The sequence below is a fragment of the Oxalobacteraceae bacterium OTU3CAMAD1 genome, assembly GCA_024123915.1.
Taxonomy (GTDB): domain Bacteria; phylum Pseudomonadota; class Gammaproteobacteria; order Burkholderiales; family Burkholderiaceae_D; genus Rugamonas.
In genome coordinates this window covers 7,300,405-7,314,930 of sequence record CP099650.1, presented here as the reverse complement: position 1 = coordinate 7,314,930, position 14,526 = coordinate 7,300,405, and the positions used below count along the sequence as shown (strand labels likewise).

13 protein-coding genes are annotated in these 14,526 nt (G+C 65.7%); 6 read left to right on the top strand and 7 right to left on the bottom strand.

The window, feature by feature from the left end; all coding sequences use genetic code 11:
• Window positions 1–28: 28 nt before the first annotated feature.
• Genes NHH88_31385 through NHH88_31370 form a run of 4 tightly spaced genes read right to left on the bottom strand, consistent with a single transcriptional unit; the run spans window position 29 to window position 4,377 of the window.
• The gene (locus tag NHH88_31385) at window positions 29–1,180 is read right to left on the bottom strand and encodes a UbiH/UbiF/VisC/COQ6 family ubiquinone biosynthesis hydroxylase (protein ID USX14089.1); all 1,152 of its coding nucleotides are present in this window, start codon (window positions 1,178–1,180) and stop codon (window positions 29–31) included.
• On the bottom strand, window positions 1,177–2,550 hold the full coding sequence (locus tag NHH88_31380) for an aminopeptidase P N-terminal domain-containing protein (protein ID USX14088.1): 1,374 nt from the start codon (window positions 2,548–2,550) through the stop codon (window positions 1,177–1,179). Before NHH88_31380 ends, NHH88_31385 begins: the two co-directional genes overlap by 4 nt.
• The gene (locus NHH88_31375; GenBank protein ID USX14087.1) at window positions 2,550–3,284 is read right to left on the bottom strand and encodes a nucleotidyltransferase family protein; all 735 of its coding nucleotides are present in this window, start codon (window positions 3,282–3,284) and stop codon (window positions 2,550–2,552) included. The genes NHH88_31380 and NHH88_31375 overlap by 1 nt, the downstream gene beginning before the upstream one ends.
• A 10-nt stretch (window positions 3,285–3,294) precedes the next feature.
• On the bottom strand, window positions 3,295–4,377 hold the full coding sequence (locus tag NHH88_31370; protein ID USX14086.1) for a phosphotransferase: 1,083 nt from the start codon (window positions 4,375–4,377) through the stop codon (window positions 3,295–3,297).
• A 107-nt stretch (window positions 4,378–4,484) separates the two neighbouring features.
• Here NHH88_31370 and NHH88_31365 point away from each other — a divergent pair, with 107 nt between their 5' ends.
• The 4 genes from NHH88_31365 (at window position 4,485) to rsmA (ending at window position 10,252) form a co-directional block, all read left to right on the top strand.
• Window positions 4,485–6,749 carry an LPS-assembly protein LptD gene (locus NHH88_31365; GenBank protein ID USX14085.1) on the top strand — a complete coding sequence of 755 codons (2,265 nt, stop codon included), beginning with the start codon at window positions 4,485–4,487 and terminating at the stop codon, window positions 6,747–6,749.
• Between the two features lie 112 nt (window positions 6,750–6,861).
• Entirely contained in the window at window positions 6,862–8,325 is a 1,464-nt protein-coding gene (locus tag NHH88_31360) for a peptidylprolyl isomerase (GenBank protein USX14084.1), read from the top strand.
• 64 nt (window positions 8,326–8,389) lie between these two features.
• Entirely contained in the window at window positions 8,390–9,457 is a 1,068-nt protein-coding gene (gene pdxA / locus NHH88_31355) for a 4-hydroxythreonine-4-phosphate dehydrogenase PdxA (protein ID USX14083.1), read from the top strand.
• A gap of 24 nt (window positions 9,458–9,481) precedes the next feature.
• Entirely contained in the window at window positions 9,482–10,252 is a 771-nt protein-coding gene (gene rsmA / locus NHH88_31350; protein USX14082.1) for a 16S rRNA (adenine(1518)-N(6)/adenine(1519)-N(6))-dimethyltransferase RsmA, read from the top strand.
• 276 nt (window positions 10,253–10,528) lie between these two features.
• Here the strand turns inward: rsmA and NHH88_31345 are convergent, their stop codons facing one another.
• Together NHH88_31345 and NHH88_31340 are read right to left on the bottom strand one after the other, a co-directional pair.
• The gene (locus NHH88_31345; protein USX14081.1) at window positions 10,529–11,182 is read right to left on the bottom strand and encodes a hypothetical protein; all 654 of its coding nucleotides are present in this window, start codon (window positions 11,180–11,182) and stop codon (window positions 10,529–10,531) included.
• Between the two features lie 38 nt (window positions 11,183–11,220).
• On the bottom strand, window positions 11,221–11,847 hold the full coding sequence (locus tag NHH88_31340; protein ID USX14080.1) for a hypothetical protein: 627 nt from the start codon (window positions 11,845–11,847) through the stop codon (window positions 11,221–11,223).
• A 202-nt stretch (window positions 11,848–12,049) separates the two neighbouring features.
• On the opposite strand from NHH88_31340, the gene NHH88_31335 reads away from it, so the two are divergent.
• Complete coding sequence (locus NHH88_31335) at window positions 12,050–12,757, top strand: HAD family hydrolase (GenBank protein USX14079.1); 708 nt, start codon at window positions 12,050–12,052, stop codon at window positions 12,755–12,757.
• An 80-nt stretch (window positions 12,758–12,837) separates the two neighbouring features.
• Window positions 12,838–13,854 carry a heat-inducible transcriptional repressor HrcA gene (gene hrcA / locus NHH88_31330; protein ID USX14078.1) on the top strand — a complete coding sequence of 339 codons (1,017 nt, stop codon included), beginning with the start codon at window positions 12,838–12,840 and terminating at the stop codon, window positions 13,852–13,854.
• A gap of 97 nt (window positions 13,855–13,951) precedes the next feature.
• On the opposite strand, the gene fur is transcribed toward hrcA, so the two are convergent.
• Complete coding sequence (gene fur / locus NHH88_31325) at window positions 13,952–14,380, bottom strand: ferric iron uptake transcriptional regulator (GenBank protein ID USX14077.1); 429 nt, start codon at window positions 14,378–14,380, stop codon at window positions 13,952–13,954.
• Between the last annotated feature and the right edge of the window lie 146 nt (window positions 14,381–14,526).

Below are 14,526 nucleotides of genomic sequence, written 5' to 3'. Positions count from 1 at the left end.
CCAGGACGCATGCCCCCCCCCTCAGCACTTAGCGGCGGCCGTACATCATCAACTCGGCCAGCACGCCGCGCGCCGGGCCGGCCATGTCGATGGCGGCCAGTGACAGCCCCAGCAGCGCTTGCGCGGGCGAGTCGTTGGCGAAGACGCGCGCCATCGTGTCGGTCAAGCGCACCGTTGTGGTCCGGTCCTGCCGGCGAAGCTCGGTGAACTGCGACAGCATCGCCGGCGTGGCGCCTTGCGCCAGCAGCCGCGCCAGCACGGTGACATCGCGCAGGCCCAGATTCAATCCCTGCCCCGCGACCGGATGCAAGGTCTGCGCTGCGTTGCCGATGGCGACCGTGCGGGCGGTCGCGCGCGGATCGGCATTCAACCCAAGCGGGAAGGCCAGACGCGGCGAGGCGTGCGTGAAGCGGCCGACGCGCTCGCCGAAGGCCTCGCCCAGCGCCGCCAGGAAGGCCTTGTCGTCCAACGCCTGCAAACTCGCGGCAAACTCGGGACGCACGCACCACACCAGCGAATACTCGTCGCCCTGCGGCAGCAGCGCCAGCGGGCCTTGTTCGGTGAATCGTTCGAAGGCGCGGTGCGCGATCGGCCGGCTGCTGCGCACCTGCGCGATGATTGCCGTCTGCTGGTAGTCACGCCGCTGCGAGCGGTTTTCCTGGTCGTTGAACAAACCGCCTTCGGCCTGCACGACGATGGAAGCGTTCAACGATTTCGCTTCCCCGGTCGCGGTGTCGGTGATGGTCAGCACCACCGAATCGGACAGCTCGTCGAGCGCTTCCACGCGGGCGGGACGCAGCATCGCGATACCGGCCCGTTCGCAGACGGCGCCCAACGCCGTCACCAGATCGCCGTAGCGGGTGACGTAGCCGAGCGCCGGCAGTTTGTGTTCATCTCTGTCGATCAGGCTGCGGCCGAATTGTCCGCGCCGTGAGACGTGGATTTGATGAATGGCCGTCGCCGGCACCGGCCAGGCGCCGATTTCCTCGAGTATCTGGCGGCTGCCGTAGGACAGCGCGATCGAGCGCGGGTCCTTGCTGGCCTGCGCCAGCGATTTGGCGTCAATTAGCGCGATGCGTCCGGCGGGCACGCCCCGTTTGACCAGCAGCGCGGCCAGCGCCATGCCCGCCGGCCCGGCGCCGCAGATGGCCACGTCGCTGTTGTTTTGAATATTCGTCATCGCTGCTGCATTACTTCTTCGCGCATTACTTCTTCAATTTCCGCCACCGTCTTCGGCGCGGCCGCGCTCAGGATGGTGTGGCCGTCGGCACCGACCAGCACATCGTCCTCGATGCGGATGCCGGTGTGCCAGTATTCCTCCGGCACGCCATCGGCCGGACGCACGTAGATGCCTGGTTCCACCGTCAGCACCATGCCCGGTTGCAGCGCGCGCGAAGGCTTGCCGGCCGCGTTCACGTCGCGATACAGGCCGACATCGTGCACGTCCATGCCCAGCCAGTGCCCCGTGCCGTGCATGTAGAACTGCATATAGTGTTTGTTGGCGATGACGTCGTCCACGCCGCCGTGGGCATCCTTGTTCAGCAAGCCCAGATCGAGCATGCCTTCGGACAGCACCCGCAGCGCCGCGTCGTGCGCGCCGGAATACGGCAGGCCTGGCGCGATGGCCTTGAGCGCCGCCGATTGCGCCGCCAGCACCAGTTCATACAAACGTTTTTGCGGCGCCGAGTAACGGCCGTTGACCGGATAGGTGCGGGTGATGTCGGAGGCGTAGCCATCGAGTTCGCAGCCGGCGTCGATCAGCACCAAGTCGCCGTCCCGGGTTTGCGCGTTGTTGGCGCTGTAGTGCAGCACGCAGGCGTTGGCGCCGGCGGCGACGATCGAATTGTAGGCCGGCGCCTGGGCGCCGTTGCGGCGGAACTCGTACAGCAGTTCCGCCTCGATCTCGTACTCGTACATGCCGGGGCGCGAGGCGCGCATCGCCCGCGCGTGCGCCGCGCTGGAGATGGTGGCCGCGCGCAGCATGATGGCTTGCTCGCCGTCGTCCTTCAACAGGCGCATCTCGTCGAGCAACGGCAGCAGGTCGACCGCGCTGGCCGGCGGCGTGACGCCGGTGCGCGCCATGCGCCGCACGTTGCCCAGCCATAGTTTGATCTGCGCGTCGAGCGACGGGTTGCTGGCCAGCGCGCAGTACAGCGCCGGCGCGTCGGCCAGCAGCTTGGTGATTTCGCCGTCGAGGTCTTCGACCGGATAAGCGGCGTCAAAGCCGAAGGCGATGCGCGCGGCGTCCGGGCCGTGGCGGAAGCCTTCCCAGATTTCGCGTTCCACGTTCTTCTGGCGGCAAAACAGGATGGAACGCGCCGGCGCGTCGTCGCCGCGCGCGGCCACCAGCACCACCACGCTTTCCGGCTCGGCAAAGCCGGTCAGGTAATAGAAATAGCTGTCGTGCCGGTACGGGTAGTCGCTGTCGCTGTTGCGTGCCACTTCCGGCGCCGTGCCCAGCACGGCCACAGCGCCGGCAGGCATCGCCGCCAGCACGCGCGCGCGGCGGGAACCGTAGGTTGCCATCCCCGGCGGCATCGCGGCCGACATCAGCGCACGCCCTTGGCGCCGGCCACGATCGACGCCAGCGGCGCGTTCAGCTTCTCCAGCTGTTCGACGGTGCCGACGTTGTGCCAATCGCCCTCATACACTTCGCCACCGACCTGCTTGCTGTCGATGAACGAACGGATCAACGGCCCGAGCTTGGCGTGCTCGCCGGGCGCGATGCCGTCGAATATCTCCGGCCGGTAGACGCCGATATTACCGAAAGTCCACTTCGGTGTGCCATCGTTGGTCAGCGAGTACATGGTCAGGCCGAAGTCGCCCTCCGGATGGAAGTCCGGATTGGGCACCAGGTACAGCCAGCAGACGTCGCGCTGGTCGGCAGGGTAGGGCTTGCCCCACATGTCCTCGTCCTTGAGCACGTCCTTGACCTGCTCGAAGTCGAAGTACGGGCAGTAGATGTCGCCCGAGACGGCCACGAACGGCTCCTCGCCCAGCAGGTGGCGCGCGGTCGCGATGCCGCCGGCCGTCTCCAGCGCCGTCTGCTCGCGCGAGTACAGCAGCTTGGCGCCGTACTTGCTGCCGTCGCCCAGCTCCCGCTCGATGACATCGCCCAGGTGGGCGGTGTTGATGACGATCTCGGTGATGCCGGCGCGCACCAGGTTGACGATGTGCCAGACGATCAGCGGCCGCCCGCGCACCTTGAGCAGCGGCTTGGGGCAGCTGTCGGTCAGCGGGCGCATGCGCTCGCCGCGCCCGGCGGCGAAAATCATCGCTTTCATGGGCACCCCGTCAGAACGTGTAGCCGACTTGCGGCTGCTTGTCCTCGAGCGTGTCGAGCAGGCGCACCAGCGGCTTGAGGTCTTTATAGCGGTTGGCCGTCTTGCGCACGTAGTCCATCACGGTCGGCAGGTCGCCCAGGTACTGGTCCTTGCCGTCGCGGTGGTACAGGCGGCAGAACAGGCCGAGAATCTTCAGGTGGCGCTGCAGGCCCATGTACTCGAAGTCTTTATAAAAGGCGTCGATGTCCTTGTTGACCGGCAGGCCGGCCGTCTTGGCGTGCTGCCAGTAGCGGATCGCCCAGTCCAGCACCAGTTCCTCGTCCCATTGCACGTAGGCGTCGCGCAGCAGCGAGGCCAGGTCGTAGGTAACCGGGCCGTACAGCGCGTCCTGGAAGTCGAGCACGCCAGGGTTGCCGGCGTCCATCCACATCAGGTTGCGCGAGTGGAAGTCGCGGTGCACGAACACCTGCTGCTGGGCCGTCACGTTGGCCAAAATCGCCTCGAACACGCCCTGCAGCTCGGCGCTTTGCTTGTCGGTCAGGGTGGCGCCCAGGTGTTTGCCGATGTACCACTCGGGGAACAGGTTCATTTCGCGCAGCAGGAAGGCGCGGTCGTACTCGGGCAGCACGTCGGGCGCGCTTGTGGCCTGGAACCGCACCAGCGACTCGAGCGCCTCGGCGTACATGGTCGAGGCGTTGTCGTGGTCGAGCACCTGCAGGTAGGTCGTCACGCCCAGGTCGGACATCAGCATGAAGCCGCGCTCGTAGTCGGTGGCGACGATGCGCGGTACCGTAACGCCGGCGTGGGTGAGCATTTCGTCAACTTTAACGAAGGCCAGCACGTTTTCGCGCTCCGGCGGCGCGTCCATGACGATCAGCGTGGCGCCGAGCGCGGCGCGGTGCGCCGGCAGGACGTCGACCCGGAAGTAGCGGCGGAAGCTGGCATCGGCCGAGGCCGGGCGCGCCGTTGCCACATCGACCACGTCCAAGGTGGACAGCCAGGCGGTCAGCAGCGCCAGGCGGGGATCGGGGGAGGGGGTTGCTCCCGCAATTGCTCCAGATGTATCTGAAGTTAAATTCTGTAATAAAGACATTAAGCGAACCGTGGAAACCGGCGTAAGGTGAAGATTCCCATATAATAAGGGATTCAAATCAAAAAATCGCCTGTCATGGTGTTATCTCCCTTCTTTTCATGAGCTGCATGCGCTGGCTACTGGCCCCCCCCACTTCGCACCGCTGGGCGTATGCCCTGACCGCCATCGTCACCGTCTCGGCGGTGCCGTCGTACGCCTACGCCCAGGCCGCCGCGCCCAAGCCGCGCGCGCCGCGGGTGGAGGACCCGAACGCCGTCACCACCGTCATGGCCGAGGACATTAGCGGGCGCCCGGAGCGCGAGGTCGTGCTCGAACGCAACGCCGAGGTCGTCAAGGACCAGACCAAGGTCCAGTCCGACTACGCCTGCTACCGCCAGGTCGAGAACGAGGTCGAGGCCAAGGGCGCCGTCAAGATCTGGCGCTACGGCGACTACTACACCGGCACCGAGCTCAAGCTCAACATGGACAGCGGCAAGGGCTATATGCTCAGCCCCACCTACCGGATGCAGGCCAACAACGCCCAGGGCAACGCCGAGCGCATCAACTTCATCAACGAGGACGAGGCCCAGGTCGTCAACGGCACCTACAGCACCTGCGAGGGCACCGATCCGGACTGGTACCTGCGTTCGAGCACGCTTAACCTGGACTCCGGGCGCGACGTCGGCACCGCCAGCCACACGGTGGTCTATTTCAAGGACGTGCCGATCCTGGGCACGCCGGCGCTGTCGTTCTCGCTGTCGGGCGCGCGCCGCTCCGGCTGGCTCTCGCCGACGCCCGGTGTCGGTTCGCGCACCGGCCCCGAGCTGGTGGTGCCGTATTACTTCAACATCGCCCCCAACCGCGACCTGACGCTGTTCCCGAAGATTATCACGCGGCGCGGCTTCCAGCTCGGCGCGCACGGGCGCTACATGGGCGAGACCGAGGGCGGCCTGTACCAGGGCGACACCTACGCCGAGTACCTGCCGCACGACAAGAAATACGTGCCGGAGAAGCCGGGCGGCTCGACCGACCGCTGGACCGTGCGCTCCAACCACAAGCAGGACATCACCGAGGACTGGGCGTTCTCGTGGAACCTGCGCGCGTCGTCGGACAACAACTACCCGAACGACTTCTCCAAGACCGTCTCGAGCTCGACCGAGCGCCAGCTGCTGCGCGAGTTGCGCACCGACTACCACGGCGACATCTGGACCCTGACCGCGCGCGTGCAGAAATACCAGGTGCTGCAGGACCCGGCCTCGGTGACCGACGCGTCGCTGTTCGTCACGCGCCCGTACGACCGGCTGCCGGCGATCAACTTCCACGCCGCCCAGTACGACGTCGCCGGCGGCTTCGATTGGGCCTTCGACAGCGAGCTGACCCGCTTTAGCCACCCGACCCTGATCAACGGCACGCGCCTGGTGGGCATTCCGCAGCTGAGCTATCCGATCGTCGGCCCCAGCTACTTCATCACGCCCAAGGTCATGGTCAACCTGGCCAGCTACTCGCTCGACAGCTTCGGCGCGCAGTCGTCGCGCAACCTGTCGCGCGCGGTGCCGACCGTCTCGCTCGACTCCGGCCTGGTGTTCGAGCGCGACGTCAAGTTCCAGAACAAGGAGATGACGCAAACGCTCGAGCCGCGCCTGTTCTATGTCAAGACGCCGTACCGCGACCAGAGCCAGTTGCCGACCTTCGACACCGACGCGGCCACGTTCAACTTCAGCCAGATCTTCAGCGAGAACCGCTTCGTCGGGTCCGACCGCATCGGCGACGCCAACCAATTGACCGCCGCGCTGGTGTCGCGCTTCCTCGACGCTTCCGGCGCCGAGCAGCTGCGCCTTGCGTTCGGCCAGCGCTTCTATTTCGAGGACCAGCGCGTGCAGCTGGCCTCGAGCACGCCGGTGAGCCAGGCCCGCTCCGACATCCTGCTCGCCGCCAACGGCCGCATCTCCGAACACTGGGGCTTCGACAGCGCCGTGCAGTACAATCCGAGCCAGAGCCAGGTGGTGTCGCAAAGCTACACGGCGCAGTGGATCCCGGCGCCGAAAAAAGTGTTCAACGTCGGCTACCGCTACCTGCGCGACAATTTCAAGAACATCGAGCTCTCCACCCAGTGGCCGATCTTCAAGCGCTGGTACGGTGTCGGCCGGGTCAGCTACTCGATGCAGGACAGCAAGATCCTCGAGAGCCTGATCGGGCTCGAGTACAAGGCCGACTGCTGGGTGTTCCGCGTGGGCGGACAGCGCTTCGTGACCACTTCGACGACGGCGTCGACGCCGATCTTCTTCCAGCTCGAGCTCAACGGCCTGTCGCACCTGGGCGTGGGCAGCCCGATCGAGGCGATGAAAAACAGTATTCCGGGGTATCAGCGTTTGAACGAGGGCTACGGCCGCTAAGCAAGGCATCCGGGCGCGCGCCGTCGTTCCCCTGTTCGGGGCGCGCGCCTTTTGATTTTTTTTACACCTGACTCATGAGCGTTCTACCATGCGTAATGCCAGTATGTACCAAATGAAGCTACTCGCCGTCCTGTTGTGCACCACCGCCCTGGGCGGTTGCAGCCTGTTCTCGAAAAAACCGGCGCCGGCCGCCGCCGTCACCGCCCCGGCCCCCGCCGCCAGCGCGGCCACCGCCGCCGCCACCGGTGCGGCCGCCGCCAAGCCGGAAGCGAAAGCCGACGGCAAGGGTTTCATTCCGCCCGGCTCGTCGAGCAACGTCGCCATCGACTCCATCGTCGTTGTCGTCAACGACGACGTCATCACCCAGCGCGAGCTGGCCAACCGCATCAAGACCGTCACCGCCCGCATGAAGGCGCAGAATGTGCAAATGCCGGCCCCGGCCGACTTCCAGCGCCAGCTGCTCGAGCGTATGATCGTCGAGCGCGCGCAGTTGCAGATGGCCAAGGAGATGGGCGTGCGCGTCGACGACACCCAGCTCGACCGCGCCATCGGCCGCATCGCCGAGGCGCAAAAGCTCAGCGTGCAGGACTTGCGCAACCAGATGGAAAAGGACGGCACGCCGTTCGCCTCGTTCCGCGAGGAGATCCGCGAAGAGATCATCATGCAGCGCCTGCGCGAGCACGAGGTTGACGCCAAGATCCAGATCTCCGACGCCGAGGTCGACAGCTTCATCGCCGCCGAGAAGGCCGCCGCCGCCGAGCAGACCGAGATCAATATTTCGCAAATCATGGTGCGCATCCCGGACAACGCCACGGCCGAGGTGATCGCCCAGCGCCGCGCGCGCGCCGAGGAAGTGATGCGCCAGCTGCGCACCGGCGCCGACTTCGCCAAGATGGCCGCCACCTACTCGGACGCCAGCGATGCGCTGCAGGGCGGCGTGGTCGGCTGGCGCCAGCCCGAGCGGCTGCCGCCGGTGTTCGCCGAGGCGCTGGTCAAGCTCAAACCGGGCCAGGTTACGCCGATCATCAAAAGCACCGGCGCCTTCCACATCCTGAAGGCGGTGGACCGCCGCAGCGTGGCCGAGGCGCAGGCCGCCCAGTCCGTGCAGCAGACCCACGCGCGCCACATCCTGATCAAGGTCACGCCGACGATGAGCGCGGCCGACGCCAAGCGCAAGCTGGCCGAACTGAAGGAACGCCTCGACAACAACGCCGCCAAGTTCGAAGACCTGGCGCGCCTGGTGTCGAACGACGGCTCGGCCGCCAAGGGCGGCGACCTCGGCTGGCTGTACCCGGGCGATACGATGCCCGAGTTCGAAGCGGCGATGAACAACCTGAAAATCGGTGAAGTGTCGCAGCCGGTCGAGACCAGCTTCGGCGTGCACCTGATCGAGGTGCTCGAGCGCAAGAGCGACGACGTCTCCAAGGAGCGCGAGCGCAACAACGCGCGCCAGGCCATCCGCGAACGCAAGATGGAAGAGGCGGCCGAGAGCTGGCAGCGCGAAGTGCGCGACCGCGCCTACGTCGAGTTCCGCACCGAAGAGGGCGCCGCTGCCGCGGCGGCCGCGAAACAGTAATCCGGCCATCAAGGGAGCACACATGGGCGCCACTTCATCCACCGGGCGCACAGAGGCTGCTCCCATGTTTCCCGCGCGCCGGCGCCAGGGACGGCCGGTCGTCGCCGTCACCGTCGGCGAGCCGGCAGGCATCGGCCCGGAAATCTCGATCCGCGCCGCCTGGGCGCGCCGGCACGAGGTCGACTGCGTGCTGCTGGGCGACGCCGCGTTTCTTTCGATGATCGCCGCCGACATCGACCCCGGCATCCGGCTGTCGGCGCTGTCCCTGCAGGCGGTGCGCAACGGCGGCCTGCCGCACTTCGGCCCCGGGCGCATCAGCGTGATCGACGTGCCGCTCGACGCCCACGTGGTGCCGGGCAAACTCGACAAGAACAACGGCCGCGCCGTGCTGGCCACGCTGGACGCCGCCATCGAAGGCGTGCGCGCCGGCTGGTTCGAGGCGGTGGTCACCGCGCCGCTGCAAAAGAGCACCATCAACGACGCCGGCGTCAAATTCTCCGGCCACACCGAATACTTCGCCGACCAGACCGGCACCGCGCAAGTGGTGATGATGCTGGCCGGCCAGCCGCCGGCCCCGGCCGGTGGAACGATGCCGCCGCCGCTGCGGGTGGCGCTGGCCACCACCCACCTGGCGCTCAAAGACGTCGCCGCCGCGCTCACGCAGGACGGCCTGGCGCGGATCCTCGACATCATCGACGACGATCTGAAAACCAAGTTCGGCATCGCCGCGCCGCGCATCCTGCTGTGCGGCCTGAACCCGCACGCGGGCGAGGGCGGCTACCTGGGGCGCGAGGACATCGACGTCATCGCGCCGGCGATCGCGGCGGCGCAGGCGCGCGGCATCGACGCGCGCGGCCCGTATCCGGCCGACACCCTGTTCCAGCCCAAATACCTGAAGGACGCCGACTGCGTGCTGGCCATGTACCACGACCAGGGCTTGCCGGTACTTAAGTACGCCACGTTCGGGCAGGGCGTCAACATCACGCTCGGCCTGCCGCTGATCCGCACCTCGGTCGACCACGGCACGGCGCTCGACCTGGCGGCGCAAGGCCTCGGCCTGGCCGACTGCGGCAGCATGGAGGCGGCCATCGCCACCGCGCTGGCGATGGCCGACGCCGTCGCCGGCCTTTAAAATTCACTCGACAAAAGAACAACCATGAAACACGTAGCCCGCAAACGCTTTGGCCAGAACTTCCTGCACGACAAATACGTCCTGTCGAGCATTACCGAGGCGATCGCGCCAGCGCCGGACGACGCCATGGTCGAGATCGGTCCCGGTTTGGGCGCCATGACCGAGCAGCTGATGCGCACGCTCAAGATGATGCACGTGGTCGAGCTCGACCGCGACCTGGTCGCCCGCCTGGAAAAGACCTACAACCCGGCCAAGCTGACCATCCACGCTGGCGACGCGCTAAAGTTCGACTACAGCACGATCCCGGTGCCGGAAGGGGAGAAACTGCGCATCGTCGGCAACCTGCCGTACAACATCTCCAGCCCGTTGCTGTTCCACCTGGCCACGTTCGCGCCGCTGGTCAAGGACCAGCACTTCATGCTGCAAAAAGAGGTGGTCGAGCGCATGGTGGCCGAGCCGGGCAGCAAGACCTACGGCCGCCTGTCGGTGATGCTGCAATGGCGCTATGACATGACCTTGCTGTTCGTGGTGCCGCCGGAAGCGTTCGATCCGCCGCCGAAGGTCGAATCGGCGATCGTGCGCATGATCCCGGTGGCCGAGCAACTGCCGTGCGACGGCCCGACCCTCGAAGCGGTGGTATTGAAGGCGTTCTCGCAGCGGCGCAAGGTGATCCGCAACTGCCTCGCCGGCATGTTCACCGAAGCGCAGATCGTCGAAGCGGGCATCGACCCGACGCACCGTCCGGAAACGGTCGGGCTGGCCCAGTATGTCGCCCTCGCCAACCTCCTCAAATAACCCCCCACCCCGGGGTCAGGTCCGACATTCGGACACGACCTCGTCCTTAGACCAAGCGGTAAGGTTGAGTCCGTGTCCGAATGTCGGACCTGACCCCGCTGGTTTTTTATAAAACGACAGGCAAAAAAAAGCCCGCTGGTTAAAGCGGGCTAAATCCAATTCCTTTGCAAGAAGTGGAGGAGACAAGTACAGTATGCTGCGTCGCGGTATATCACGCCACTTTATTTTTCACATATCAAACATCAGGTATGTGAATATCTGTCGTCTCCCCCTCCACTATTGTTTCGGTTTGCACTCGACCAGCAGATTGGTCACGGCGGCTTCCCCCATGACGCCCACGCCGTTCTTCACCGTGCAGGTGATGTCGGTCGAGCTCAAGGTCGGGTCGGGGTGGATGGTCACGCCATACGCTTGGCCGTCCGCCACGGCGGTGGTGAACGCGAAATCGCCGGCGCCGCTGCCGTCTACCGGGCTGCTCAGGGTCACGGCGCCGCCGGCCGAGCCGTTCAACAGGGTCACGGTGCGCGCGGCGGCGGCGGTGGTGCCGGCTGCGGGGACCTGGAACAGGCCGGTGAACTGGCCGCCCACCGTATATGTCCTGCGCACGCAGGCGATCGACACCGAAATCGCCACCGTTTGGCCGGCCGAGCCGGTGTTGGGCGTTTGATTGAAGCCGCACACCATATGTTCCGGCTGTTGCGCGAACGTGACGTTGTAGCTCGTGCCATAGCCGATCTGACGCGGGAACGCGAAGCTGGTCGCGCCGGCCGGGATGGAAATGGTCTCGCCGCCATTGCTCAGTTGCAGGCCGGGGGTGGCCAGTCCGCTGATCGGGCCCTGCACGGTGTATTGCGCCTTGCCGCCGCAACCGGCCACCAGGGCCGCCGCCGCGCTCACCGCCAGGATGGCGCCCAGATACGATAATTTCATGTAATTCTCCAAAGATTTAGCAGACGCGCGCGGCGCGTTTATTTTGCGACGCAAGTGATGACCAACTTATCGTAGTTGCCAGCAGGCATCAGGCCGGTGCTGGGGGCCGCGACCGTGCAGGTCCGGCTGGCCGGCTGCGCCAGCACGGTCACGCCGAACGGCGAACCATCGCCGACGAAGCTGGCAAAGGAGAACAGCACGTCGCCGCCGGCGACGGTCGGTGGCGGGACATACACGGTGTCCGGTCCGTTGGCCAGGGTGACGCCGTCGGTGTTGCCGGCCACGCCGTCGTCGGCCAGGCCCTTGACCACGCCGCCGAGCACCCAGGGGTTGACCTGGCAGCTGATCTGCACACGAACGGACGTGAAGACGTTGGCCCGGTTGATGTTTTCCGAGGCGGTGCATTTGGCGCCGGTCGGCTGCGTGTCGATGTCGACGTTGAAATTCTCATCGGTCGCCAGGTAGCGGGTGAAAAGGAAAGTGGTCGCGCCGATGGCGACGGGCAGTTTCTCGCCGGTGTTCTTGTTGATCAGGACCAGGCCGGGCTTGCTCAGGCCGCTGATCTGGCCCGCCAGTTGCAGGTTACCGTCATTGCCGCCGCCGCAGGCGCTCAGAATAACGGCACACAGCAGGGCCAGGCCCGCACGCGGATACACACTTTTCATAAAATCTTCTCCAAAACGAATAGGGCCGGCAGCACGCACGGGTGCAGCATCTTACACGGATTTGCCCCGTATTTTAGTGCATTTGGTAACACCAGTCCCCCCAATGGATGTAACAGCTTGTTAGGGACGCGCGAGGACGCGCACGGCGACGGCGCCCGATCGGTGCGACAATAGCCCGGAGTCCACTTATTTTTTCCGCCCCATGACACCACGCCCACCACAAGCTCTGCTGTTCGATCTGGACGACACCCTGTGGCCGATCGGCCCGGTCATCGCGGCGGCCGAAACCGGCTGGCACGCCTGGCTGGCCGAGCGCGCGCCGGCCGTCACCAGCAAGTATTCGGTCGAGGCGCTGCGCGCGCTGCGCCTGGCGCTGCTGGAAAAACAGCCGGAGCTGACGGCCGACCTGTACCGGCTGCGCCGCGTCGCGCTCGAGGCGGTGTTCGCCGAGACCGGCGAGGACGCGGCCCACATCGACGGCGCGATGCAACACTTCAACGTGCTGCGCAACGCCGTCACCCTGTTCGACGACGTCGCGCCCGTGCTCGCCGAGCTGGGCGGCATGCTGCGGCTGGGCGTGATCACCAACGGCAACGCCGACCTTGAAGTCATCGGACTGCACCACCATTTCGAGGTAGCGCTGGCCTCGGCCCGCTTCGGCGTCGCCAAGCCCGATCCGTCCATCTTCCTGGCCGCCTGCGAGGCGATGGGTGTGGCGCCGGGCGACGCGGTCTACGTCGGCGACGACCTGCGCCTGGACGTGCGCGGCGCGCAGGCCGTGGGCATGCGCGCCGTGTGGATGAACCGCACCGGCAGCACCGCCCACCTCGACGCCGGCATCGCGCCAGACGCCATTTGCGCCGATTTCCACGAGCTGCTGGCATGGGTGAGGCAACAACTGGCTGATTGATGTCACACGACAGCCCCCGGCCGGCGCGGAGCGTGCATAATAGGCAAATACGGCAACTCTCGGCAAATAAGATATACAGTATGCAACTCGACACACGCGCTCAAACCCTGCTCAAAGCCCTGGTGGAACGCTATATCGCGGACGGCCAGCCGGTCGGCTCGCGCGCGCTCTCCAAGATCTCCGGCCTGGACCTGTCGCCGGCGACGATCCGCAACATCATGGCCGACCTCGAGGAGCTCGGTTACGTCGCCAGCCCGCACACTTCGGCCGGCCGGGTGCCGACGCCGCGCGGCTACCGCATCTTTGTCGACACCTTGCTGACGGTGCAACATCTGGACGAGCAATCGGTCGAGGGCCGCATGCGCCTGCAGGCGCCGCAGCCGCAGAAAATGATTTCCAACGCGGCGCAGATGCTGTCGTCGCTGTCGCAGTTCGCCGGCGTGGTGCTCAGCCCGCGCCGCGAATCGGTGTTCCAGCAGATCGAATTCCTGCGGCTGGGGGAGAAGCGCATCCTGCTGGTGATCGTCGGCCCCACCGGCGACGTGCAAAACCGCCTGCTGCTGACCGATGTCGACTACAGCCCCACGCAGCTGATCCAGTCGGCCAACTACATCAACCAGAACTACGGCGGCCTGGCCTTCGACGAGGTGCACACGCGCTTGCAGACCGAGGTGCGCCAGTTGCGCGACGACATGGGCAGGCTCATGCAGGCGGCAGTGGAGGCGGGCAGCGAGGCGATGGCGGACAACTCGGACGACATGGTCATCGCCGGCGAGCGCAACCTGCTGTCGGTGAGCGATTTGTCGTCGAACATGACGTCGCTGCGGCAGATGTTCGACATGTTCGAGCAAAAGACGGGCTTGATGCAGCTGCTCGACGTGTCGAGCAAGGCCAGCGGCGTGCAGATTTATATCGGCGGCGAATCGAGCCTGGTGCCGATGGACGAGATGAGCGTGGTGACCGCGCCGTACATGGCCAACGGCAAGATCGTCGGCACCCTGGGGGTGATCGGCCCGACCCGCATGGCCTACGAGCGCGTGATACCGATCGTCGATATCACGGCCAAACTTCTATCGAATGCGTTGAGCCACAATTAGTTTTAACCCGCACGGCGTGCAGCTTGGGGTCGTACCCCGTACGGGGTACGACCCCGCCGTACCGGGTTGAGTGTATGCGCCGCCGGGGCGCATACATTCAAGGCCGGTGCGGGCAAGCCGTCTTGATGCAATTGCCGTAGATCGCCAGCGCGTGCTCGGCGATCTTGAAGCCGCGCTCCTTGGCGACCATCTGCTGGCGCGTTTCGATCTCTTCGTCGAAGAACTCCTCGACCCGGCCGCAATCCAGACACACCAGGTGGTCGTGGTGGGAACCTTCGTTGAGCTCGAAGATGGCCTTGCCGGTTTCAAAGTGGTTGCGGTTCAGCAGGCCGGCTTGCTCGAACTGGGTCAGCACGCGGTAGACGGTGGCCAGGCCGACGTCCATATTGTCGGCCAGCAGGATCTTGTAGACATCCTCGGCCGTCAGGTGGCGGACGTCGCTGTTCTGGAAGATGTCCAGGATTTTAAGGCGAGGCAGGGTGGCTTTGAGGCCGCTGGCCTTCAGATCGGTTGGATTGTTACCCATGTTGGACACTCTTATTCTGGTTGGCGATAGCTAGCCCACAGTTTAACGCACTCCGCGACCCACCGCACTCATTGCCTCCACTTATTGCTGCCGCTTATTGCGGCATCGCGGGCCGGACGGCGTTTGCAAACATTTACACTTGCGCC